This window comes from Cellulomonas palmilytica (genome assembly GCF_021590045.1).
GTDB classification, from domain to species: Bacteria; Actinomycetota; Actinomycetes; order Actinomycetales; family Cellulomonadaceae; genus Cellulomonas; species Cellulomonas palmilytica.
On the sequence record NZ_CP062221.1, the window covers coordinates 1772967 to 1797405 of the forward strand.

The window sequence follows — 24439 nt, forward strand, 5'->3', positions numbered from 1 at the left end:
GGACGGGGGGTCAGACCGCGGGGGCGGCGGCGAGCGCCGCGTCGAGGTCGGCCAGGATCCGGCGGCACTCCTCGACGTCCCACGGGGTGCCCGCGAGCTCGAACTCGAACAGCACGGGGCGGCCCGACGCGCGTGCGACGTGCCGCGCGGCGTCCTGGTAGTACCGCCCGAAGTTCCGGTTCCCGGAGCCGATCACGCCGACGAGCCGGCGGCGGTTGACCTCGGAGCGCAGGAACCGGCGCACGGCCTCGGGGATGGTGTCGTTCGCGTCGTTGCCGGTCTTGTACGACGGCGTGAGCAGCACCCACGGCCCGTCGGCCTCGGACAGCCGGACGTCGCGCTGCGCGAGGTCGTGCACGGGGCGCTCGAGGCGCTGCGCGAAGGACCGCACGAGGCCGCTCGCCGACGAGTAGTAGTAGACCGGGGTGACGCGCACGTGCGTCAGGATCGCGCCCGGTCCCGGCGCGCGCGCAGGCAGATGGTCCCGGTCCACCCGATACTGGGCGCGTGATCTCACGCGACCTCGCCCTGCGGCTGCGGACCACCGGCCTGCACTGGCACCCGACCTCGGGCGACCGGTTCGGCATGCTCGTCGACGGGATGGACGAGGTCTTCACGGTCAGCGAGATGACGATCGAGGCGCACCACTACCCGACGGGCACGGTGCTGGGGTTCAACGGCACCACGGAGTGGGCCCTGGACTCCGTGGCGCTGCAGGACGCCGTGTGGCTGCCGCGTGAGGACCAGCTGCGCGAGCTCCTGGGCGGGACGTTCCGCTCGCTCGCGCGCTCGACGGACGGCAGCTTCCAGGTGCTCGTGGAGCGGGCGGGCCGCCCGGAGCAGGTGTTCACCGCGGCGCACGCGGAGGACGCGTACGCGCTCGCGCTCCTCTCGCTGATCGAGGCGGCCGTCGACCGGACCTGACGCACGTCTAGACTCCGTGGCATGTCCACCCTCTCCCGCGACGAGGTCGCGCGTGTGGCGGGGCTGGCCCGGATCGACCTGTCTCCTGCCGAGCTCGACCGGCTCGCGGGAGAGCTCGACGTCATCGTCGAGTCGGTCGCGCGCGTGAGCGAGATCGCCACCCCGGACGTGCCCGCCACCAGCCACCCCCTTCCGCTGACGAACGTGTTCCGCGCCGACGTGCCCGAGCCCTCGGTCGACCGTGACGCGGTGCTCGCCGCCGCGCCGGCCAGCGAGGACGGCAAGTTCCTGGTGCCGCAGATCCTGGGGGAGGACGCATGAGCGACCTGACCCGGCTGTCCGCGGCGGACCTGGCCGAGCGCCTGCGCGCGGGCGAGGTCTCGTCCGTCGAGGCGACGCGCGCGCACCTGGACCGCATCGCGGCCGTCGAGCCCGTGGTGCACGCGTTCCTGCACGTGTCCGACGAGGACGCGCTCGCGACCGCGGCGGACGTCGACGCGCGCCGCGCGGCGGGCGAGGAGCTGCACCCGCTCGCGGGCGTGCCGATCGCGGTGAAGGACGTCGTCGTCACGCGCGGTGTCCCGACGACCGCGGGCTCGCGCATCCTCGAGGGCTGGCTCCCGCCGTACGACGCGACGCTCGTCGAGCGCATCAAGGCCGCGGGCCTGCCGATCCTCGGCAAGACGAACATGGACGAGTTCGCGATGGGGTCGTCGACGGAGCACTCGGCGTACGGCAACACGCACAACCCGTGGGACCTGGAGCGGATCCCGGGCGGCTCGGGCGGTGGCTCGGCCGCGGCCGTGGGCGCGTACGAGGCGCCGCTCGCGATCGGTACGGACACGGGCGGCTCGATCCGTCAGCCCGCGGCGGTCACCGGCACGGTCGGCGTGAAGCCGACGTACGGCTCGGTGTCGCGGTACGGCCTGATCGCGCTCGCGAGCAGCCTGGACCAGGCCGGCCCGGTGACGCGCACGGTGCTCGACTCGGCGCTGCTGCACGAGCTCATCGGTGGTCACGACCCGCGTGACTCGACGTCGATCGCTGAGCCGCTGCCGCCGCTCGTCGCGGCCGCGCGCCAGGGTGCCTCGGGTGACCTGTCGGGTGTGCGCGTCGGCGTGATCACCCAGCTGCAGGGCGAGGGCTACCAGCCGGGTGTGCTGGCGCGGTTCCACGAGTCGCTCGAGCTGCTGCAGCGCGCGGGTGCCGAGCTCGTCGAGGTCTCGTGCCCGCACTTCGAGTACGCCCTCGCGGCGTACTACCTGATCCTGCCCGCGGAGGCGTCGAGCAACCTCGCGAAGTTCGACGGCATGCGCTTCGGCCTGCGGGTCGAGCCGTCCGAGGGCCCCGTGACGGCGGAGCGTGTCATGGCCGCGACGCGAGGCGCGGGCTTCGGCGACGAGGTCAAGCGCCGCATCATCCTCGGCACCTACGCGCTGTCGGCGGGCTACTACGACGCGTACTACGGCAGCGCGCAGAAGGTCCGCACGCTCATCCAGCGGGACTTCTCGGCGGCGTTCGAGAAGGCGGACGTGCTCGTCTCACCGACGGCGCCGACGACCGCGTTCAAGCTGGGCGAGAAGCTCGACGACCCGCTCGCGATGTACCTCAACGATGTCGCGACGATCCCCGCGAACCTCGCGGGCGTCCCGGGCCTGTCGGTGCCCGCGGGCCTGTCGGACGACGGCCTGCCGGTCGGGTTCCAGGTGCTCGCCCCGGCGAAGGCGGACGACCGCCTGTACCGCGTGGGCGCCGCGCTCGAGGCCCTGCTGGAGAACGAGTGGGGCGGTCCGCTGCTGGCCAAGGCCCCGGAGCTGGAGGTGGCGCGATGAGCCACGCGACCGCGGCCCTGGTCGACTACGACGACGCGGTGGCGCGCTTCGACCCGGTGATCGGTATCGAGGTGCACGTCGAGCTCGGTACGCGCACGAAGATGTTCGACGCGGCGCCCGCGGGCTTCGGCGAGGAGCCGAACACGTCGGTGACGCCGGTCTCGCTGGGACTGCCGGGCAGCCTGCCGGTGGTCAACGGCACGGCGGTGGAGTACGCGATCCGCATCGGTCTGGCGCTCAACTGCTCGATCGCGGAGAGCTGCCGGTTCGCGCGCAAGAACTACTTCTACCCGGACGTCCCGAAGAACTTCCAGACGTCGCAGTACGACGAGCCGATCGCGTACGACGGGTACGTGGACGTCGAGCTCGAGGACGGGACGACGTTCCGGGTCGAGATCGAGCGCGCGCACATGGAGGAGGACGCGGGCAAGAACACGCACGTGGGCGGCTCGACGGGCCGCATCCACGGCGCGGAGTACTCGCTCGTCGACTACAACCGTGCGGGCATCCCGCTGGTGGAGATCGTGACGCGCCCGATCACGGGTGCCGGGGAGCGGGCGCCGGAGGTCGCGCGCGCGTACGTGCAGACGCTGCGCGACCTGTTCCGTGCCCTGGAGGTGTCCGACGCCCGCATGGAGCGCGGCAACGTGCGGGCGGACGTCAACGTGTCGCTGCGACCCACGCCGACGAGCGCGCTCGGTACGCGCACGGAGACCAAGAACGTCAACTCGTTCCGGTCGGTCGAGCGCGCGGTGCGCTACGAGATCTCGCGGCAGGCCGCGGTGCTCGACGCGGGCGGCGCGATCGTGCAGGAGACGCGCCACTGGCACGAGGACACGGGCACGACGACGAGCGGGCGCGTGAAGTCCGACGCGGAGGACTACCGCTACTTCCCGGAGCCGGACCTGGTGCCGATCGCCCCGGACCGCGCGTGGGTCGATCAGATCCGCGCGGCGCTCCCGGAGCTGCCGGCGGCACGTCGTCGTCGCCTGCAGGGCGAGTGGGGGTTCGCGGACGCCGAGATGCGCGACGTCGTGAACGCGGGCGCGGTCGAGCTCATCGAGGCCACGGTCGCGGCGGGCGCGGCGCCCGCGGCGGCCCGCAAGTGGTGGATGGGCGAGCTGGCGCGCACGGCGAAGGAGCGGGAGGTCGAGCTGGGTGACCTGCCGATCACGCCGACGCAGATCGGCGAGCTGCAGGCGCTCGTCGACTCGGGCCGGATCAACGACAAGCTCGCGCGGCAGGTGCTCGAGGGCGTGCTGGCGGGGGAGGGCGGCCCGGAGCAGGTCGTCGTCGCGCGCGGGCTCGAGGTCGTCTCCGACGACGGCCCGCTCCTCGAGGCGATCGACGCGGCGCTGGCGGCCCAGCCCGACGTGGCGGACAAGATCCGTTCGGGCAACCTCGGGCCGGTCGGCGCGATCATCGGCGCGGTCATGAAGGCGACGCGCGGTCAGGCGGACGCCGCGCGCGTGCGCGAGCTCGTGATCGAACGGGTCTCCGTCTGATCGAAACTTTCTCCCACGGTCGCTCGGAACGGTGACCTGTGCTCGACGAAGACCCCGGTCGGCTGTCCGCCGTCCGGGGTCTTCGTCATCCTGCGCGTGTGCGCCGTTCGGGTGTTCTTGCTGATGATGACGCCGAACGCGGTGCTCCGCGTCGCCGTGGCGGCTGTCCGGTATGCGCCTTGTGTGTCGGCACCAGGTGTGGAACGGTATCGAAATCGTTACCGAAAGATCGTTCCCCCGGGTCGCAAGGTGACGTTAGCCTCGCGGCCACCGACATCGGTACACGTCACGCAAAGGAGCGTCGATGTCCCCAACCCCCACCAGGAGACGCGTCTCGGCCTGGACGGCCGTCAGCGCGCTCGTCCTGTCCTCTCTCACGGCGGTCGCCGCTGCCACCTCGGCATCGGCGGACGACGTCACCCTGCTCTCGACGGACTTCTCCGACAGCTCGTGGGAGGAGACCTGGCAGGCCAGCGGCTCGCCCTCGCTGTCGGTCGTCGACGTCGACGGCAACCCCGCGCTGAAGGTCAGTGGTCGCACGGCGGACTACGTCGGCATCCAGTCCGCCGCGGGCACGTTCACCGACCTCGTCCCGGGGTCGACCTACACGTTCTCGATGAAGGCGCGCCTCGCCGACGACGTCGCCGGCTCGACGGGCGTCCGCCTCGTCATGAAGCCCGCCTACGACTGGATCGGCAACACGACCATGTCGGCGGGCGCCTGGACCACGGTGTCCGGCTCGTTCACCGTGCCGGCCGGCGCGGCGACGGGTGACCTGCAGGTCTACGTCGGCACGGCCGACATCACCGGCCTGACGACCTACGACTACCTGGTCGACGACATCACGGTGACCGGCCAGCCGGCCGCGCCGCAGCTCGAGACCATCCTCAGCACCGACTTCTCCGACGAGTCGTGGTCGACGAGCTGGCGGCAGAGCGGCTCGGCGACCCTGTCGGTCGTCGACGTCGACGACAACCCCGCCCTCCTCGTGGCGGGCCGCGGCGCCGACTACGTGGGCATCGAGACGGTCCCGGGCGCCCTCGCGGCGCTGCAGCCGGGCAAGTCGTACACGTTCACGGGCAAGGCGCGTCTCGCGGACGGCGTCGAGGGCTCGACGGGCGTGCGCTTCGTCATGAAGCCCGCCTACGACTGGATCGGCAACACCACCATGTCGGCCGGCGAGTGGACGACGATCTCGGGTGTCTTCACGGTGCCCGCCGACACCAGCGAGCTGCAGCTGTACGTCGGGACGGCCGACATCACGGGTCTGACGACGTACGACTACCTGCTCGACGACCTCGCGATCGTCGGCGAGGTCGGTGGCGACGACTACGTCGAGACCGACCCCGACTTCGTGCCCGGTGGTGCGCTCAGCCCGAGCGTGACCCCGGTGACGTCGGCGCGCGGCACGGACAAGACGTCCGCGCTCACGTTCGACGACGGCCCCAACGGTGCCACGACGACCGAGCTGCTCGACTTCCTCGAGGAGAACGACGTCAAGGCCACGTTCTGCGTCATCGGCCAGAACGTCCAGGCGCCGGGCGGTGCGGACGTCCTCAAGCGGATCGTCGCCGACGGCCACACGCTGTGCAACCACAGCACCGACTACAACGGCATGGGCTCGCTGACGAAGGCCCAGGTCGCGGACAAGCTCAAGGCGAACCTGGCGATCATCCGTGACGCGCTGGGCGACCCCGAGGCCGAGGTGCCCTACTTCCGTGCGCCGAACGGCGACTGGGGCAAGACCAACCAGGTCGCGGTCGCGCTCGGCATGCAGCCGCTCGCGGTCACGAACCTCGTCATGGACTGGGACGGCGCCGAGAACGCGGGCGACGAGGCGAAGCTGACGGCGGCGCTGCGCGACGTGATCACCTCGAACCCCGGTGAGATCGTCCTGGTGCACGACGGCGGCGGCGACCGCACGGCGGGCGTCAACGCGGTCAAGACCGTCGTCGCCGAGCTCCTCGAGGACGGCTGGACGTTCACGCTGCCGGCCGGCGGCGCCGCGCCCAAGGGCGTGACGCTCGTCGAGTCCGACTTCGAGGACGGCACGCTGCAGGGCTGGACGGCGCGTGACGACGGCAACGGCGTCCCGACGCTGACCGTGCAGGACGAGGTCGCGCACGAGAGCACCTACGCGGCGCGCGTGTCGGACCGCGCCTCCCAGGGCCAGGGCCTGCAGTTCGACGTGACGGACACGGCCACCCCGGGCGCGTCGTACGACGTGTCGGCGTGGATCAAGTTCGAGGGCACGCCGGGCGACATGACGCTCTCGGCGCGCACCGCGACGGGCGACGGCCAGTCGTTCTCGAACCTCGCGCAGTTCACGGGCCTGTCCTCGAGCCAGTGGGTCAACGTCACCGGCACGTTCACGATGCCGGCGTTCGCGGACGCCGCGGAGCTCTACTTCGAGACGAAGTGGGACAACGGCGCCGCGGGCAACACCTCGACGTTCGTCATCGACGACATCTCGGTGAAGTCCACGCCGGTCTCGGAGATCCAGGACCTCACGCCGCTCAAGGACACGGTCGAGTTCCCGACGGGTGTCGCGATCGACTCCCGCGAGATGAACGGCTCGGCCTCGCAGCTGCTGCTCAAGCACTTCAACCAGGTCACGGCCGAGAACTACATGAAGGTCGAGGCGTGGTACTCGGGCACCAGCGTGGACACGTTCCGGATGCACCCCGAGGCGAAGGCTCTCCTGGACTACGCCCAGGAGAACGGCCTGCGGGTGTACGGGCACGTCCTGGTCTGGCACAGCCAGACGCCGGACTGGTTCTACCGTGACGCCGAGGGTGAGCTGCTGGACGCCGAGGCGATGCGCCAGCGTCAGCGTGAGCACATCTTCAACGTCGCGGAGGCCATCGCGGACGAGTACGGGCCCTTCGGCTCGGACACGAACCCGCTCGTGGCGTGGGACGTCGTCAACGAGGTGATCGACGACGGCACCTCCTACGAGGACGGCATGCGCCGCTCCACGTGGTACCAGATCCTCGGCGAGAGCTTCGTGGACTCGGCGTTCGAGTACGCGAACGAGGCGTTCAACGACGTCTACGCGGCCGAGGGCGCGGAGCACCCCGTCACGCTGTTCATCAACGACTACAACACCGAGCAGACCGGCAAGCGCGCCCGCTACAAGGCGCTCGTCGAGCGTCTCATCGCGCGCGACGTGCCGATCGACGGCGTGGGTCACCAGTTCCACGTCGCGCTGTCGACGCCGGTCAGCACGCTCGGCGCCGCACTCGACGACTTCGAGGGCATGACCACGGCGAGCGGTGCGGACCTCGAGCAGGCCGTGACCGAGCTCGACGTGTTCGTCGGCTCGGCCGACGCCGCGAAGTCCGTCGACCAGGGGTACTACCTCAAGGCGGCGTTCGACTCGTTCCGGGCGCACTCCGACTCGCTGTTCTCGGTGACGCTCTGGGGTCTGACGGACGGTCGCTCGTGGCGGGCGTCGAACAACGGCAAGCCGCTGCTGTTCGACGACTACTTCAAGGCCAAGCCCGCGTACTACGGCGCGGCCGGTCTTGAGCTGCCCGCGGCGATCCGCAGCGCGAACGCGTTCGCGGCCGACGCGGACGGTGACTACTCGGTCGGCTCGGACGAGTGGCGTCGCCTCCCGCTGCACCAGGTGGGCGAGATCGGGAAGTTCCAGCTGCGCTGGACGCCGGACGGCCTGGTGGTCTTCGTCGACGTCGACGACGCGACGGCCGACTCCGGCGACGCGGTCCTGCTCGAGACGCCGGACGGCGTGGTGACGGTCGCGCGTGGCTCGTCGGGTGCGGTGGAGCGTGACGGCGGCTGGTCCGTGGTCACGACCCTCCCGCTGACGGACGCCGCGAACGGCGACGTGGTCGAGCTCGACGTGCGCGTGGTCGACCAGGCCACGACGTCGGCGTGGAACACGCCGGGCGTGCTCGGCAGCGTCACGCTCGTCGAGGCGCTGTCGTTCACCGAGGTCCCGGCCACCACGACCGCCCCGACGATCGACGGTGACGTCGACGCCGTGTGGTCCGGTGCCGGCTCGGTCACGACCGAGAAGGTGACGTCGGGCGCGAACGGTGCGCAGGGCACCTTCCGCACGCTGTGGAAGGACAACACGCTCTACGTGCTCGCCGACGTGACCGACCCCGAGGTCGACACGACGGGCAGCGACCCGTGGACGAAGGACTCCGTCGAGCTGTACGTCGACGGCGGGAACTTCAAGAACGGCGCGTACCGCTACGACGACACGCAGATCCGGATCGACGCGACCGGTGCGGTCTCGTTCGGCACGGGTGACGAGACGTTCCAGCGCAACCGCCTGACCAGCGCCGTGGTCCCCACGGCGACCGGGTACCGGGTCGAGGCGGCGATCAGCCTCCTCGAGTACGGCGGCCTCGGGACGTTCCACGGCCTGGACTTCCAGGTCAACGACGCCGCGGGCGGCAGCCGGCACGCCATCACCAACTGGGCGGACCCGACGGGCACGGGCTACCAGTCGACGGCCCGCTGGGGCGTCGGCAAGCTGGTCGCCGCGCTCGAGCCCCCGGCCGAGACGGCGCCGGTCGTCACGACCCACCCGGCCACGACGACGGGCAAGCTCAACTCGACGGTGACGTTCACGGCGGCGGCGACGGGCAACCCGACGCCGACGGTGCAGTGGCAGCGCAAGCTGGCCGGCACGACGACGTGGACGAACCTGGCGGGTCGCAGGGGCACCTCGCTCACCGTCAAGGCCGTCGAGGTCAACGACAAGGCGAGCTTCCGTGCCGTGTTCACCAACAAGAACGGCACCGCCTACACGCGCAACGCCCAGCTCAAGGTGGAGCGCGTGGCTCCGAAGGTCACGGTGCAGCCGAAGTCGGTCACGGCTCCGGTGCGTTCGGTGGTCAAGGTGACGGCCCAGGCCTCGGGCTACCCGACGCCGCAGGTCCAGTGGGAGCGCAAGCTGCCCGGGTCGTCGTCGTGGACCAAGATCAACGGGGCGACCAAGACCACCGTGAGCGTCACGCTCACGCCCTCGGTCGACGGCGTCCAGATGCGTGCGGTGTTCAAGAACAGCGCGGGCACGGTCACGACCAAGGCGGCGACGGTCACGGCCAAGAAGGTCGCTCCGACGATCACGTCGCAGCCGACCTCGGTGGTGGCGAAGTCGGGCACGGTCGCGACCTTCACGGTGACGACGACGGGCTACCCGGCGCCGAAGCTGCAGTGGTACGTCCAGCCGAAGGGCTCGACGAAGTGGTTCGCCATCTCGGGTGCCACGGGGTCGACCCTGCGGATCAACGCGACCGCGTCGCGTGACGGCTCGGCGTTCCGGGCCGTCGCGACGAACGCGGCCGGCAAGGTCACGAGCAAGGCGGCGCTGCTGACGCTGCGCTGACCCGACGGGACCGGCGGCGTCGCCGCGGAGCATGGCTGAGCTCCGCGGCGACGCCGCCTCGTCGTCCCCGGGCCGGGTGCTTTCGGCGGGTCGTCGGCGGGTCGTCGGCGGGTCGGTGCGGGCGCGCGGACCGGTGCAATAGCCTCGCCTCACCGAGTCGGGAGGGGCGTCGCGCATGACCGAGCAGACGACGAGCAGCGAGAAGCCGACCCTGCAGGGCGAGATGCTCACGCTGCGGCCGATCCGTGCGTCGGACGCCGAGGCCGTCTGGGAGGTCGTCACGGACCCCGAGGGCAAACGGCTGACGGGCACCACCCGGACGTTCGCCCGCGAGGAGGTCGACCACTGGTGCGCGACGGTCGGCGACCTGCCGGGGCGCGTCGACCTCGCGATCACGCTCGCGGGGCAGGACGAGTACCTCGGCGAGATCGTGCTGAGCGACATCGACGAGGTGGTGCGCAGCGCGAACCTGCGCCTCGTCATGCGTCCCGGCTACCGGGGACGCGGGTACGGCACCGAGGCGATCGAGCTGGTGCTCGGGTTCGCGTTCGACGGGCTCGGGCTGCACCGCGTGGGGCTCGACGTGCTGTCGGTCAACGCCCGTGCGCTGTCGCTGTACGAGAACCTCGGCTTCCGGGTCGAGGGGCGGCGCCGCGACGCGTACCGCGACGGCGACCGGTGGTGCGACGCGATCGACATGGGCCTGCTCGAGGACGAGTACCGCGCGGGGCAGCTCAGCGCCTGACGCGCCGGGCGGCCGCCCGCCGACGAGAGCACGCACACCCGCGGTCGATTGGTGCCGTGCGGGCGCCGCCACCACGATGGGGGCATGAGCGCACCTGACGAGCCCACGGGCCCGGGTCGGCGCATGGAGCCCCCCGACACCGCACCCGGTGACGCGCACGCCGACGGGACGTCGGTGCGCGTGGGCGAGGCGCACGGCGTCGTGCCGCGCGACCGCGCGTTCTTCGGGCACCCGCTGGGCCTGATGACGCTGTTCGGCACCGAGCTGTGGGAGCGGTTCAGCTACTACGGCATGCGCGCGATCCTGCTGTACTTCCTCACCGACACGCTCGCGAACGACGGCCTGGGCCTGGCCGACGACCTCGGCAACGCGGTCGTCGCGGTGTACGGGGCGTCGGTGTACCTGCTGTCCGTCATCGGTGGCTGGCTCGCCGACCGCATGATCGGCGCGCGGCGTGCGGTGCTGTACGGCGGTGTCGTGATAGCGGCGGGCCACGTGAGCCTCGCGGTCCCGGACGCGCGGTTCTCCTACCTCGGCATCGTGCTCGTCGCGCTCGGCACGGGCCTGCTCAAGCCGAACGTCTCGAGCATGGTCGGCGAGCTCTACTCGCGCGACGACCCGCGCCGCGACTCGGCGTTCTCGATCTTCTACATGGGCATCAACATCGGCTCGTTGCTCGCGCCGATCCTGGTGGGCATCGCGCGCGAGATCGGCGGGTACCACGCGGGCTTCGCGGTCGCCGCCGTGGGCATGGGCATCGCGCTCGTGTTCTTCGTCCTCGGCCGCCCGCTGCTGGGTGGCGCGGGCGACGAGCCGCCGAACCCGCTCACGGGCGCGGACACCGGTCCCGTGCTGCGCCTCGTCGTCGCGGTGGTGGCGGGTTGCCTCGTGGCGCTCGGCATCGCGGTGGTCGTCTCCGGCGGCTTCACGACGACGACGTTCATCGACGCGCTGTCGTACATCGCGCTCGGGGCGCCCGTGGCGACGTTCTGGGTGATGTTCCGCTCGCCCAAGGTCACGCACGCCGAGCGCACCCGGCTGCGCGCGTACATCCCGCTGTTCGTCGCGGCGATGCTGTTCTGGATGATCTTCGAGCAGGCGGCGAGCACGCTCTCGGAGTACGCGCGCGACCACACCGAGCTGACGATCTTCGGCGTCGAGGTGTCGCCGGCGTTCTTCCAGTCGGTCAACCCGGCGGCGATCATCGTGCTCGCGCCCGTGTTCGCGTGGCTGTGGGTGCGGCTCGACGACCGGCCGCCGACCGCGGTGAAGTTCGCGATCGGGCTGACGTTCGCGGCGCTGTCGTTCCTGTTCCTGGCGGGCGCCTCGGCGGTCGCGGGGGACGGGCGCACGCCGTGGTGGGTGCTGGTGCTCGTCTACGTCATCCAGACGGTCGGCGAGCTGTGCCTGTCGCCCGTGGGCCTCGCGGCGACGACGCTGCTGGCGCCGCGCGCGTTCCGCGGCCAGGCGATGGCGTTGTGGTTCCTCGCGACGAGCGCGGGCAACGCGATCACGGCGCAGGTCGTGCAGGCGACGAGCGACGTGGGTCCGACCGCCTACTTCGGCTGGATCGGGGCGGTGGCGCTGGTGTTCGCGGGCGGGATGTTCGCGATCGCGCCGTGGGTCACGCGGCACATCCGCGAGGGCTCGCGCGAGGAGGACGCCGCGGTCGCGTGACCTCCCGCGCGGGCGCCGCGGCGGGTTCGGTGCCTCAGGCCAGCGCGCGGCAGGACGAGCGCTCCACGAGCGCCGTGGGGAGCTGCAGGTGCATCGGCGCGTCCTTCTCGTTCTTGTCGTCGAGCAGGTCGATCAGCAGGTGCAGCGCGCGGGCGCCGATGTCGCGCAGCGGCTGGCTGATCGTGGTGAGCGGCGGCTCGCACAGCGCGGACTCGGGGACGTTGTCGAACCCGATGACGGACAGGTCGTCGGGCACGCGCAGCCCGAGCTCGCGCGCGACCTCGATCGTCCGGATGGCCGAGAGGTCGTTGGCCGCGAAGACGGCGGTGGGGCGGTCGGGGCGGTCGAGCAGCTCGCGCGCGGGCTGCGTCGCGGTCTCCTGGCGGAACCCGCCGTTGACGACGAGCGCCTCGTCGACCGCGAGGCCCGCGGACCGCATCGCGGCGCGGAAGCCGGCCTCGCGCAGCCGTGCGGACTCCAGGTCGGGGCGTCCGCCCATGAGACCGATGCGCCGGTGGCCGAGGGAGATCAGGTGCTCGGTCGCCATGACGGCGCCGGCGAAGTTGTCGGAGTCGACGGTCGGCAGCCCCGTCGGGCCGGTGTGCGGGTCGATCGCGACGACGGGGATCACGCTGTGCGCGTCGACGACCGTGGGGGTGACGATGATCGCGCCGTCGATGAGCGTGCCGCCGAGCCGCGACAGGTAGCGCCGCTCCCAGCCGACGTCCGTGCGACGGCCGCCGCCCGAGTAGGCGAGCAGCTCGTAGTCGGTCGAGCCGATGGCCTCGGAGGCACCCTTGAGCAGCTCGGTGCTGAACGGCTCGAACTCGGCGACGAGGATCCCGACGACGTGCGTGCGGTGCGAGCGGAGGCTGGACGCGCCGAGGCTGGCCTCGTACCCGAGGTCGGCGATGACCTGCTGGACACGGTCCAACGTGGCCTGCGCGACCCCGTACCGGCCGTTGACGACCTTCGACACGGTCGCCACCGACACGCCCGCTTTCCGGGCGACATCGGACATCTTGACCCGACCAGAGTGCTCCACGCGGTGACTATATGGCATCGGTTTCATAACGGTGTCGATATCGGTTTCGATAACGATTGACACTCGCGTCGGAACTTTGGCAGTCTCATCGCCGTCCAGGTGGGTCAACGAAGACTGAAGGGACCGAACATGGCACGCATGCGCCGTGCGGGCGCCGGCATCGCGCTCGCGACGACGATCGCTCTCCTTGCCGCCTGCAGCAGCGGGGGCGACACCCCGTCGGGCGACGGCACCACCGCTGGTGGTGGCAACAAGGGCGAGGCCGTCACGCTGCAGTGGTGGCACAACTCGAACACGGGTGACGGCAAGGTCTACTACGACAAGGTCGCGGACGACTTCGAGGCCGCGAACCCCGGCGTCACCATCGAGGTGAACGCCATGCAGCACGAGGACATGGTCGACAAGCTGGCTGCTGCCATGCAGTCCGGCGACATGCCCGACATCTACATGGAGCGTGGTGGCGGCGAGCTCGCCGACCACGTCGCGGCGGGCCTGACCAAGGACCTGTCGGAGGGCGCCGCCGACACGATCGCCAAGCTCGGCGGTACGGTCTCCGGCTTCCAGGTGGACGGCAAGACCTACGCGCTGCCGTTCTCGATCGGCGTCGTGGGCTTCTGGTACAACAAGGCCCTCTTCGCCGAGGCCGGCATCGACAACCCGCCCACGACGTGGGACGAGATGTACGACGCCATCGACAAGCTCAAGGCCAAGGGCATCGCGCCGATCTCGGTCGGTGCGGGCGACGGCTGGCCGGCGGCGCACTACTGGTACTACTTCGCGCTGCGCCAGTGCAAGCAGGACGTCCTGGTCGACGCGGTCGGCTCGCTCGACTTCTCCGACCCGTGCTTCGTCCGTGCGGGCGAGTCGCTCCAGGAGCTGCTCGACGCGCAGCCGTTCAACGACGGCTTCCTGTCGACGGTGGCGCAGAAGGGTGCGACGTCCGCGTCCGGCCTCCTCGCCACGGGCAAGGTCGCGATCGAGCTCCAGGGTCACTGGGAGCCCGGCGTGATGCAGGGCATCACCGACGAGATCGGTGAGGCCGGCATCGGCGAGAACCTCGCGTGGTTCGCGTTCCCGGCCGTCACGGGTGGCGAGGGTGACCCCGCCGCGCAGCTCGGTGGCGGTGACGCCTGGGCCGTGTCCGAGAAGGCGCCCGACGCCGCGGTCGACTTCGCCGCGTACCTGCTGTCCGACGAGATCCAGAAGGGCTTCGCGGAGCTCGACATGGGTCTGCCGACCAACTCGTCGGCGTCGAAGTACGTGTCCGACGCCGCGCTGGCGAGCCTCCTCGAGGTCCGTGACGCGTCGCCGTTCGTCCAGCTGTACTTCGACACGGCGTTCGGTCCCGCGATCGGTGACGCGATGAACGCGAAGATCGTGGACCTCTTCGCCGGCAAGGCCAGCCCGCAGGACATCGTCGACGCCACGCAGGCGGCGGCTGACCTGGAGAAGTGATCGACGTGGCAGACGAAGCGACCGCCCGCCTGGGCGTCACCGCCTCGCCTGCGACGTCCACCCCGACGGTTCCGGTCGCCGGTCGCGCTTCGGCGCGGCCGGCGGCCGGCCGGCCGGGCGGACGCCGCGGGAATGGTGCATCCATCCGCAAGGGCCTCGAGATCACGCTCTTCGTGGCGCCCGCCCTCGCACTGCTCACGCTGTTCGTCGCGGTCCCGATCGCGAGGGCCGTCCAGATCTCCTTCTTCAAGTGGAAGGGGTACGGCGACTTCGAGAAGTTCGTCGGGCTCGACAACTACCGGCGCGTCCTCGAGAACACGGAGTTCATCGAGGCGTTCCAGCACAACATGATCATCGTGGTGGCCTCGATCGCCATCCAGCTCCCGCTGGGCCTCGCGATCGCGCTCCTGCTGAACCGCAAGATGCGCTTCCAGGGCACCATCCGGACGCTGATCTTCGTCCCGTACGTGATCTCCGAGGTCATCGCGGGTGTCATCTGGTACCAGATGTTCGTCCCGAACGAGGGCCTGATCGACACGGTCCTCGACAAGGTCGGCCTCAGCGGACCGCAGCAGGGCTTCCTCGGCACGCTCGAGACCGCGCTCCCCGCGCTCGTCGTCGTGCTGACCTGGAAGTACCTCGGCCTGGCGGTCATCCTCTTCCTCGCCGGCCTGCAGGGCGTGCCCGAGGAGCTCTACGAGGCCGCGCAGCTCGACGGCGCCTCGTGGTGGCAGATCCAGCGCCGCATCACGGTGCCGATGCTCGGCCCGACGCTGCGCACCTGGGCGTTCCTGTCGATGATCGGCTCGCTGCAGCTGTTCGACATGGTCTGGGTCCTCACGAGGGGCGGCCCGGCCAACGCGACGAGCACGATGGCGACCTTCCTGGTCCAGCAGGGCATGCAGCGGTCCAACTTCGGGATCGCCGCCGCCGCCTCCGTGATCCTGTTCGTCGTCGCCCTCGTCATGGCGCTGACCTACCAGCGCTTCATCATGAACCGCGACAACACCGTCACGGTCGTCCGTCGGAAGAAGGTCCGTCGATGAGCACCGCTCTCGCCGCACCCAAGGGTGCCGCCGCGGCAGCGGCCCAGAAGTCCGGTCACCGCGGACGTTCCACGAACGCGATGCGCGGCGGCAGCCCGATGATCTACTTCGTCGCGCTCGTCGTCATCGCCCTCTCGATCGGCCCCGTCCTGTACGGCGTGATCTCGGGCTTCCGCAAGAACGGCGACCTGATCCTCAACCCGTCCGGGATGCCGAACCCGTGGATCCTCGACAACTACGTCGGGGTCTTCAAGAACCCGCAGTTCTGGACGTACACGGGCAACTCCGTGGCGATCGCGGGGATCACCACCCTGCTCGTCGTGATCTGCGGCGTCATGGCGGCGTTCCCGCTGGCGCGCTACCAGTTCCCCGGGCGTGAGGCGATCTTCACGGTCTTCGTCGCGGGACTGCTGTTCCCCGCGACCGTGGGCGTCATCCCGCTGTTCATCCTCATCCGCGACCTCGGGCTGTCGAACACGTGGTGGGGCATCGCCCTCCCGCAGGCCGCCTACGCGCTGCCGCTGACGGTCGTCATCCTGCGTCCGTTCCTCGCGGCGATCCCGCACGAGCTCGAGGAGGCGGCGCAGCTCGACGGCGCCAGCCGGCTCGGCTTCTTCTGGCGGGTCCTGCTGCCCCTGTCGGGTCCGGGCCTGGTCACCGTGGGCGTGCTCGCGTTCGTCGGCTCGTGGAACGCGTACATGCTCCCGCTGCTCCTGCTGCAGGCCGACAACAAGACCCTGCCGCTGGGCGTCGCCGACTACTCGGCGGAGCACTCGACCGACATCGCGGGCGTGTTCGCGTTCACGTCGGTCGCGATGATCCCGGCGCTGATCTTCTTCCTCGCGATGCAGAAGCGGATCGTCAGCGGTCTCCAGGGCGCGGTCAAGGGCTGAGCCACGATGACGGAGAGCACCATGGCTACACCTGTGCCCACGACCGACCCGCCGACGGCGCCCGAGGGGCCCGTGTCGGACGCGGAGCGTGTCGCACGGATCCTCGAGCGGCTCACGCTCGAGCAGAAGCTCGCGCAGATCGTCGGGTTCTGGGAGAAGGGCGACGGCGAGGTCGTCGCCCCTCTCCAGGGCGAGTTCACGCGTGACGGCGGTCTGGACGACGCCGTGCGCGACGGGCTCGGGCACCTGACGCGGGTGTACGGAACGCGCCCGGTCGACCCGACCGAGCGTGCGGCGTGGCTCTGGCGTCGCCAGCGCGAGCTCGTCGCGAAGGTCGGGATCCCGGCGCTCGTGCACGAGGAGTGCCTGACCGGCCTGTCGGCCTGGCAGGCGGCGACGTTCCCGACGCCGCTCGCGTGGGGCGCGTCGTTCGACCCCGAGCTCGTGCAGCGCATGGCCGCCCTGATCGGCGGTTCGATGCACGCGCTCGGCGTGCACCAGGGGCTCGCCCCGGTGCTCGACGTCATCCGCGACCCCCGCTGGGGCCGGGTCGAGGAGTGCATCTCCGAGGACCCGTACCTGGTCGGCGAGATCGGCACGTCGTACGTGCGCGGCCTGCAGGGTGCGGGCGTGCACGCGACGCTCAAGCACTTCGTCGGCTACTCCGCGTCGCAGTCGGGCCGCAACTTCGGGCCCGTGCACGCCGGACCGCGCGAGATCGCGGACGTGCTGCTCGTGCCGTTCGAGATGGCGGTGCGTGACGGCGGCGTGCGGTCGGTCATGCACGCGTACACCGAGATCGACGGTGTGCCGACGGCCGCGGACCCGACGCTGCTCACGGACCTGCTGCGCGGGCGGTGGGGCTTCGACGGCGTCGTCGTCGCGGACTACTTCGGCGTCGCGTTCCTCGACATCCTCCACCACGTGGCGGACGGCCTGGGCGAGGCCGCGGGCCTCGCGCTCGCCGCGGGCGTCGACATCGAGCTGCCCACGGGTGACGCGTACCTCGAGCCGCTGGCCGAGGCGGTGCGCTCCGGGAAGGTGGACGAGGCGCTCGTCGACCGGGCGGTCACGCGCGCGCTCCTGCAGAAGGCGGAGCTCGGCCTGCTCGACGCGACGTTCGAGGGCGAGCCGCCCGCGGGCGTCGAGCTCGACTCGGCCGCGCACCGGCAGGTCGCGGCGCGGCTCGCGGCCGAGTCCGTCGTCCTGGTGTCGAACGACGGCGTGCTGCCGCTGCTGGGCGGTTCGCGCCCGGCGCCGCGGCGGGTCGCGGTCGTGGGGCCGAACGCGGACCAGCACGAGGCGATGTTCGGGTGCTACTCGTTCGTCAACCACGTGCTGGAGCACCACCCCGATGTCGAGACCGGCATCGACGTGCCGACCGTGCTGGCGTCGCTGCGGGCCGAGCTCGCGGACGTCGAGGTCGTCGCCGAGCGGGGCTGCGACGTGGACACCGACGACCGGTCGGGCTTCGCGGCCGCGGTCGAGGCCGCATCCGGTGCGGACGTCGCGGTGCTCGTCGTCGGTGACAAGGCGGGCCTGTTCGGCCGCGGGACCGTGGGTGAGGGCTGCGACCGTGACGACCTCGAGCTGCCGGGTGTGCAGCGCGAGCTCGTCGAGGCCGTGCTCGCCACCGGCACGCCCGTGGTGCTCGTGCTCCTGACGGGGCGGCCGTACGCGATCGGCTGGGCCGTCGAGCGGTGCGCCGCCGTGGTCCAGGCGTTCTTCCCGGGCGAGGAGGGCGGTCCCGCGGTCGCGGGCGTCCTGTCCGGCCGCGTCAACCCGTCCGGCCGGCTCCCCGTGAGCCTGCCGCGCTCGGCGGGGTCGCAGCCGTACACGTACCTGCACCCGGCGCTGGGCGGCGACGGCGACGTCACCAACCTGCCGTCGAGCCCGGTGCGACCGTTCGGCTTCGGGCTGTCGTACACGACGTTCGCGTACGACGACCTCGTGGCCGAGTCGGGCGAGGTCGCGACGGACGGGCGCGTGCGCGTCGCGGTCCGCGTGACCAACACGGGTGACCGGGACGGCGAGGAGGTCGTCCAGCTGTACGCCCACGACGTCGTCGCGACGCTCACGCGGCCGGTCGCGCAGCTCGTCGGGTTCCGCCGTGTGGCGGTCCCGGCGGGAGAGTCGGTCGTCGTGCGGTTCGACGTCCCGACGACGCGGGTCGCGTTCAGCGGACGCGACCTGTCGCGCATCGTCGAGCCAGGGGACCTGGAGCTGTGGGTCGGCACGAGTGCGGAACGTGCCGCCTCCACCAGCGTCCGCCTGGTCGGGCCCGTCCACACGGTCGACGACGACGACCGGTGGACGGCCACGGAGGTCCTCGCGCCCTGACCGTCCACGGTCGCGAGCCTCCACGGCCCCGCACCCCGCACCGCCACTCCTCCCACGGGTGGTGCGGGGGCGGGGCCCCCGCGTGTCCGGAACCTGTGCGGGACCGGGACCTGTGCGGGACCGGGACCTGTGCGGGACACGGCGGGTCGAGTGGTGGACGTCGTCCATCCGCGCGCTGAGACGGACGTAGTCTTTCCGCAGCGCACCGACCCCCGCGGTCCCCGACCCGTGCAGACCCAGGTGCGTGACGAAGGAGTGAACACGATGAGCCGTCCGCTGCGCTCTCGGACCTCGACCCACGGCCGCAACATGGCCGGCGCCCGCGCGCTGTGGCGCGCCACCGGCATGGGCAGCGAGGACTTCGGCAAGCCGATCATCGCGATCGCCAACTCGTACACCCAGTTCGTCCCGGGCCACGTGCACCTCAAGGACATGGGCGACCTCGTCGCCGGCGCGATCCGCGAGGCGGGCGGCGTCGCGAAGGAGTTCAACACCATCGCGGTCGACGACGGCATCGCGATGGGCCACGGCGGGATGCTCTACTCGCTGCCGAGCCGTGACCTCATCGCCGACTCGGTCGAGTACATGGTCAACGCGCACTGCGCGGACGCGCTCGTCTGCATCTCCAACTGCGACAAGATCACGCCCGGCATGCTCAACGCGGCGCTGCGGCTGAACATCCCCGTGATCTTCGTGTCCGGCGGGCCGATGGAGGCCGGCAAGGCCGTCGTCGCGGACGGTGTCGCGAAGACGCACCTCAACCTCATCAACGCGATCAACTACTCGGCCGACGACAACGTCTCGGACAAGGCGCTCGACGCGGTCGAGGAGAACGCGTGCCCCACGTGCGGCTCGTGCTCCGGCATGTTCACGGCGAACTCGATGAACTGCCTCACCGAGGCGCTCGGTCTGTCGCTGCCGGGCAACGGCTCGACGCTGGCGACGCACGCCGCTCGTCGTGACCTGTTCCTCGAGGCGGGGCGCACGATCGTCGAGCTCACGAAGCGCTACTACGAGGACGAGGACGACACCGCGGCGCCGCGCGGCATCGCGACGAAGGCCGCGTTCCGCAACGCGATGACGCTCGACGTCGCGATGGGCGGCTCGACCAACACCGTGCTGCACATCCTCGCCGCCGCGCAGGAGGCCGAGGTCGACTTCACGCTCGCGGACATCGACGCGCTCTCGCGCCAGGTGCCGTGCCTGTCGAAGGTCGCGCCCAACCACCCGGACTTCCACATGGAGGACGTGCACCGCGCCGGCGGCATCCCCGCGCTGCTCGGCGAGCTCGACCGCGCGGGTCTGCTGGACCACGACGTGACGAGCGTGCACACCCCGACGCTGCGCGCGTGGCTCGACGACTGGGACATCCGCGGCGGCAAGGCGACGCAGCGCGCGCATGACCTGTTCCTCGCGGCGCCCGGCGGCGTGCGGACCACGCAGGCGTTCTCGACGACGAACGTGTGGGAGTCGCTCGACACGGACGCGGTGAACGGGTGCATCCGCGACGTCGCGCACGCCTACACGGTCGAGGGCGGCCTCGCGGTGCTGCGGGGCAACCTCGCCGAGGACGGCGCCATCATCAAGACCGCGGGCATCGACCCCGACGTCTTCCACTTCGTCGGGCGCGCGCTCGTGTGCGAGTCGCAGGACGAGGCGGTCGAGAAGATCCTGTCCAAGCAGGTCGAGCCCGGCCACGTGGTCGTCGTGCGGTACGAGGGCCCCGCGGGCGGTCCCGGCATGCAGGAGATGCTCTACCCGACGTCGTTCATCAAGGGCCGTGGGCTGGGCAAGGTCTGCGCGCTCATCACGGACGGCCGGTTCTCGGGCGGCTCGTCGGGCATCTCCGTCGGGCACGTGAGCCCCGAGGCGGCGGCCGGCGGCACGATCGGCCTCATCGAGGACGGCGACGAGATCGAGATCGACGTCGAGACGCGGCTGATCCGCGTGAACGTCCCCGACGAGGTGCTCGCGGAGCGCCGCGCGAAGATGGAGTCCCGCGAGAACCCGTGGCAGCCGCTCGACCGCGACCGCTACGTGTCGCCCGCGCTGCAGGCGTACGCGGCGATGGCGACGAGCGCGGACCGCGGCGCGGTCCGCGACGTCAGCCGGCTGCGTCGGGGCTGAGCCCTCAGCACCGCTCCTCGGAGCGCTCGTCGAGCACCCAGTGCCCGGCGCCCGGGACGAGGACGACCTTCCCGCAGTCGCCGCTCGCGTACGCGACGTCGAGCACGGCGTGCTCGTCGGTCTCCTCGACCAGCGCGACCTCGACGTCGGCGGACTGGCCGACGGCGGCGTACAAACCCGCGGTCAGCTCGATCATCGACGGGCAGTCCGTGATGCCGGGCAGGCCCTGGGCGGTGAGCTCGCCGAGCATGCGGTCGGTGAGCTCGGGCGTCATGTAGGCGCACGCGGTCGCGGTGTCCGGCGCGCGGCTCGCGGCGAGCCAGGTGCGGAAGCTGTCCTCGGGTCCCTCGTCGCCCGCGGGCGCGGCGGTCGCACCGGCGGCGGGGGACGTGGTCGCGGCGACGGTGGGGGACGGGCTCGTCGTGGCCGTCGTGGGCGACGCCGTCGCGCCGGAGGAGGTCGTGGCCGCGTCGGTGGTGGCGGCGTCGGCGGGCTCGTCCGAGGAGCACGCCGTCAGCAGCGCGGCGCACAGGAGCGGGACGACGGTCCAGGTCAGGGGGCGGCTGTGGTGAGGAGTGCGGTTCACGCGGACATGGTGCCACCGGTTGCCGTAGGCGACGACGAGGCCCGACGTCGGGCGCTGCGGCCGCGCGCCACCTCGGTCGCGAGCGCGTCGAGCGGCTGGTCGATCGTCGCGAGCGGGTCGACGAGGTCGTCGAGCCAGGCGTGCACGCCGGCCACCGCGTCGAGGTCGAGCGCGTAGATACGGCGGGTGCCCTCGGCGCGCACCGTGACGAGTCCCGCGTCGCGGAGCACACCGAGATGCTGCGACACCGCGGGCTGCGACACCCGCCGCACCGCCTGCACGCCGCGGACGAGCTCGCCCGCCGGCCGCTCGCCCGCGGCGACGAGCCGCACGAGCAGCCGGCGGACGGGGTCGCCGAGCGCGTCGAGCGCCACCTCGGCGCGGGGCACGGGGCTGGTGCTCACCTCGCCTGACCGTCCGCACCGGGCTGCGGCTCGGGTGCGACGGTGTAGAACGCCACGGCTCCCTCGGACGCCGCGGCCATCGCCTCGGGGTCCTCGCCGGCGGCGACCGCGGCGGCGGTCCACGCCTGCGCGGCCGCCCGGACGAACGTGGTGCCCTCGGGGGTGAGCGGGTATCCCGCACCCTCGTCGGGGTCCACGGCCGCGCCGCTCGCCAGGTGCAGTCCCAGCCCGACGAGCGCGAGGTCCCACCCGATCCCGACGGCGCCCGGGCCGAACTGCGCCCACAGCTCGGGGTCGACGTGCGCCTCGTGCCGCAGCTCGAACGTGGTGCCGCCGGGGCTGGGCGTGAGCTCGACCTCGAGCCACGAGACCTGGGGGCCCATCTCCCAGGTGAGCGCGAGCAGGCGGGGTGCGTCGCACCGCTCGACCACGCCGGACGCGTTGCCCGCGAGCGAGTACCGGCCGCCGACGCGCAGGTCGCCCGTCACCGGCAGGAACCACCGGGGGATGCGCTCGGGGTCGGTGAGCGCGTTCCACAGGTCCGCCGGGTCGGTCGGGTACTCGCGCCGGGCGACGGCGATCTTCGTGGGGGCGCCCGAACGCTCGCTCGGACGGACCTCGCGCGTGACGAGGCCGGCGGTGGCCACGGGGTCGATGGGGAGCGTCATGACGACATCCTTTCGATAAGTAGACACTTATATTCGCACGCCGACGGTCGCGAGGGGAAGCCCGTCGTCTCGTCGCGCGCGCGAGCCGCACCCCTCCTACCGTGAGCGCATGGACCGAACCGCGGACGGCGTCGACATCAAGCCGCGGTCGCGGCAGGTCACGGACGGGATCGAGGCGACCGCCGCGCGCGGCATGCTGCGCGCGGTCGGCCTGGGGGACGAGGACTTCGCGAAGCCGCAGATCGGCGTCGCGAGCTCGTGGAACGAGATCACGCCGTGCAACCTGTCGCTCGACCGCCTCGCGCACGCGGTCAAGGCGGGCGTGCACTCCGCGGGCGGCTACCCGCTCGAGTTCGGCACGATCTCGGTGTCCGACGGCATCTCGATGGGCCACGAGGGCATGCACTTCTCGCTCGTGAGCCGCGACGTCATCGCCGACTCTGTCGAGACGGTGATGATGGCCGAGCGGCTCGACGGGTCCGTCCTGCTGGCCGGGTGCGACAAGTCCCTGCCCGGGATGCTCATGGCCGCGGCGCGCCTCGACCTCGCGTCGGTGTTCCTGTACGCGGGCTCGATCATGCCCGGCTGGGTCAGGCTCTCGGACGGCACCGAGAAGGACGTGACGATCATCGACGCGTTCGAGGCGGTCGGCGCGTGCGCACGCGGGCTCATGAGCCGCGACGACCTGGAACGCATCGAGCGCGCGATCTGCCCCGGCGAGGGTGCGTGCGGCGGCATGTACACGGCGAACACCATGGCCTCGGTCGCCGAGGCGATGGGCATGTCGCTGCCGGGCTCCGCCGCACCGCCCTCGGCGGACCGCCGCCGCGACCAGTTCGCGCACCGGTCGGGGGAGGCGGTCGTCAACCTGCTCCGCCTCGGCGTCACCGCACGGCAGATCATGACGAAGGAGGCGTTCGAGAACGCGATCGCCGTGGTCATGGCGTTCGGCGGCTCGACGAACGCGGTGCTGCACCTGCTCGCGATCGCGCACGAGGCCGAGGTCGACCTCACGCTCGACGACTTCTCCCGGGTCGCGCAGCGCGTGCCGCACCTGGGCGACCTCAAGCCGTTCGGCCGGTACGTCATGAACGACGTCGACCGCGTGGGCGGCGTCCCGGTGGTCATGAAGGCGCTGCTGGACGCGGGCCTGCTGCACGGCGACTGCCTGACGGTCACGGGTCGCACGGTCGCGGAGAACCTCGCGGACATCCGGCCTCCGGACCCCGACGGCAAGATCCTGCGGGCGCTCGACGACCCCATCCACCGCACGGGCGGCATCACGATCCTGTCCGGGTCGCTCGCCCCCGACGGCGCGGTCGTGAAGTCCGCGGGCTTCGACTCGGACGTGTTCGAGGGGACCGCGCGCGTCTTCGAGCGGGAGCGCGCGGCGCTCGACGCGCTCGAGGACGGCACGATCCAGGCGGGCGACGTCGTCGTGATCCGCTACGAGGGCCCCAAGGGCGGTCCGGGGATGCGCGAGATGCTCGCGATCACCGGAGCGATCAAGGGCGCCGGGCTCGGCAAGGACGTGCTGCTCGTGACGGACGGGCGGTTCTCGGGCGGCACCACGGGCCTGTGCGTCGGGCACCTCGCGCCCGAGGCCGTGGACGCCGGTCCGATCGCGTTCGTGCGGGACGGCGACCGCGTCCGCCTCGACGTCGCGCACGCGCGCCTCGACCTGCTGGTGGACGACGACGAGCTCGCGCGCAGGCGCGAGGGATGGGCGCCCCTGCCGCCGCGCTACACGCGCGGGGTGCTCGCGAAGTACGCCAAGCTCGTGCAGTCCGCGAGCCGCGGCGCGGTCCTCGGCTGACCGCACGGGCC

The 24439-nt window shown here is 71.7% G+C and carries 18 protein-coding genes; 13 read left to right on the forward strand and 5 right to left on the reverse strand.

Annotated elements, in window-relative coordinates; translation table 11 throughout:
• Positions 1-10: 10 nt before the first annotated feature.
• On the reverse strand, positions 11-436 hold the full coding sequence (nrdI, locus tag F1D97_RS08135; protein WP_236123319.1) for a class Ib ribonucleoside-diphosphate reductase assembly flavoprotein NrdI: 426 nt from the start codon (positions 434-436) through the stop codon (positions 11-13).
• 71 nt (positions 437-507) lie between these two features.
• Here nrdI and F1D97_RS08140 point away from each other — a divergent pair, with 71 nt between their 5' ends.
• The 7 genes from F1D97_RS08140 (at position 508) to F1D97_RS08170 (ending at position 12048) form a co-directional block, all read left to right on the forward strand.
• Positions 508-924, forward strand: coding sequence for a pilus assembly protein CpaE (locus tag F1D97_RS08140; protein ID WP_236123320.1), 417 nt, complete (start codon positions 508-510; stop codon positions 922-924).
• 21 nt (positions 925-945) lie between these two features.
• A complete protein-coding gene (gatC, locus tag F1D97_RS08145; protein WP_236123321.1) occupies positions 946-1245 on the forward strand; it encodes an Asp-tRNA(Asn)/Glu-tRNA(Gln) amidotransferase subunit GatC in 300 nt (99 codons plus the stop codon).
• Entirely contained in the window at positions 1242-2756 is a 1515-nt protein-coding gene (gene gatA / locus F1D97_RS08150) for an Asp-tRNA(Asn)/Glu-tRNA(Gln) amidotransferase subunit GatA (RefSeq protein ID WP_236123322.1), read from the forward strand. The genes gatC and gatA overlap by 4 nt, the downstream gene beginning before the upstream one ends.
• Positions 2753-4261: an Asp-tRNA(Asn)/Glu-tRNA(Gln) amidotransferase subunit GatB gene (gatB, locus tag F1D97_RS08155; protein ID WP_236123323.1), complete on the forward strand. Its 1509-nt coding sequence runs from the start codon at positions 2753-2755 to the stop codon at positions 4259-4261. The genes gatA and gatB overlap by 4 nt, the downstream gene beginning before the upstream one ends.
• Positions 4262-4565: 304 nt before the next feature.
• A complete protein-coding gene (locus F1D97_RS08160) occupies positions 4566-9626 on the forward strand; it encodes an endo-1,4-beta-xylanase (protein WP_236123324.1) in 5061 nt (1686 codons plus the stop codon).
• A 175-nt stretch (positions 9627-9801) separates the two neighbouring features.
• Entirely contained in the window at positions 9802-10371 is a 570-nt protein-coding gene (locus F1D97_RS08165; protein ID WP_236123325.1) for a GNAT family N-acetyltransferase, read from the forward strand.
• An 84-nt stretch (positions 10372-10455) separates the two neighbouring features.
• On the forward strand, positions 10456-12048 hold the full coding sequence (locus F1D97_RS08170; RefSeq protein ID WP_236123326.1) for a peptide MFS transporter: 1593 nt from the start codon (positions 10456-10458) through the stop codon (positions 12046-12048).
• Between the two features lie 34 nt (positions 12049-12082).
• On the opposite strand, the gene F1D97_RS08175 is transcribed toward F1D97_RS08170, so the two are convergent.
• Complete coding sequence (locus F1D97_RS08175; RefSeq protein WP_236123537.1) at positions 12083-13069, reverse strand: LacI family DNA-binding transcriptional regulator; 987 nt, start codon at positions 13067-13069, stop codon at positions 12083-12085.
• A 153-nt stretch (positions 13070-13222) separates the two neighbouring features.
• Between F1D97_RS08175 and F1D97_RS08180 the strand changes: the two genes are divergently transcribed.
• The 5 genes from F1D97_RS08180 to ilvD (F1D97_RS08200) all read left to right on the forward strand — a co-directional run bounded on the left by F1D97_RS08180 (position 13223) and on the right by ilvD (F1D97_RS08200) (position 20954).
• Entirely contained in the window at positions 13223-14548 is a 1326-nt protein-coding gene (locus F1D97_RS08180) for an ABC transporter substrate-binding protein (RefSeq protein ID WP_236123327.1), read from the forward strand.
• Positions 14549-14553: 5 nt separating this feature from the next.
• Complete coding sequence (locus F1D97_RS08185; protein WP_236123328.1) at positions 14554-15594, forward strand: carbohydrate ABC transporter permease; 1041 nt, start codon at positions 14554-14556, stop codon at positions 15592-15594.
• A complete protein-coding gene (locus tag F1D97_RS08190; RefSeq protein WP_236123329.1) occupies positions 15591-16487 on the forward strand; it encodes a carbohydrate ABC transporter permease in 897 nt (298 codons plus the stop codon). The genes F1D97_RS08185 and F1D97_RS08190 overlap by 4 nt, the downstream gene beginning before the upstream one ends.
• Before the next feature lie 21 nt (positions 16488-16508).
• Complete coding sequence (locus F1D97_RS08195; RefSeq protein ID WP_236123330.1) at positions 16509-18827, forward strand: beta-xylosidase/alpha-l-arabinosidase; 2319 nt, start codon at positions 16509-16511, stop codon at positions 18825-18827.
• Between the two features lie 264 nt (positions 18828-19091).
• Positions 19092-20954, forward strand: coding sequence for a dihydroxy-acid dehydratase (ilvD, locus tag F1D97_RS08200; RefSeq protein WP_236123331.1), 1863 nt, complete (start codon positions 19092-19094; stop codon positions 20952-20954).
• A gap of 4 nt (positions 20955-20958) precedes the next feature.
• Here ilvD (F1D97_RS08200) and F1D97_RS08205 read toward each other — a convergent pair whose 3' ends face one another.
• Genes F1D97_RS08205 through F1D97_RS08215 form a run of 3 tightly spaced genes read right to left on the reverse strand, consistent with a single transcriptional unit; the run spans position 20959 to position 22612 of the window.
• Positions 20959-21540 carry a hypothetical protein gene (locus tag F1D97_RS08205; RefSeq protein WP_236123332.1) on the reverse strand — a complete coding sequence of 194 codons (582 nt, stop codon included), beginning with the start codon at positions 21538-21540 and terminating at the stop codon, positions 20959-20961.
• The gene (locus F1D97_RS08210; RefSeq protein ID WP_236123333.1) at positions 21537-21944 is read right to left on the reverse strand and encodes an ArsR/SmtB family transcription factor; all 408 of its coding nucleotides are present in this window, start codon (positions 21942-21944) and stop codon (positions 21537-21539) included. The genes F1D97_RS08205 and F1D97_RS08210 overlap by 4 nt, the downstream gene beginning before the upstream one ends.
• Entirely contained in the window at positions 21941-22612 is a 672-nt protein-coding gene (locus F1D97_RS08215) for an SRPBCC family protein (protein ID WP_236123334.1), read from the reverse strand. Before F1D97_RS08215 ends, F1D97_RS08210 begins: the two co-directional genes overlap by 4 nt.
• Positions 22613-22721: 109 nt before the next feature.
• On the opposite strand from F1D97_RS08215, the gene ilvD (F1D97_RS08220) reads away from it, so the two are divergent.
• The gene (ilvD, locus tag F1D97_RS08220; protein WP_236123335.1) at positions 22722-24428 is read left to right on the forward strand and encodes a dihydroxy-acid dehydratase; all 1707 of its coding nucleotides are present in this window, start codon (positions 22722-22724) and stop codon (positions 24426-24428) included.
• The last annotated feature ends 11 nt before the right edge of the window (positions 24429-24439 follow it).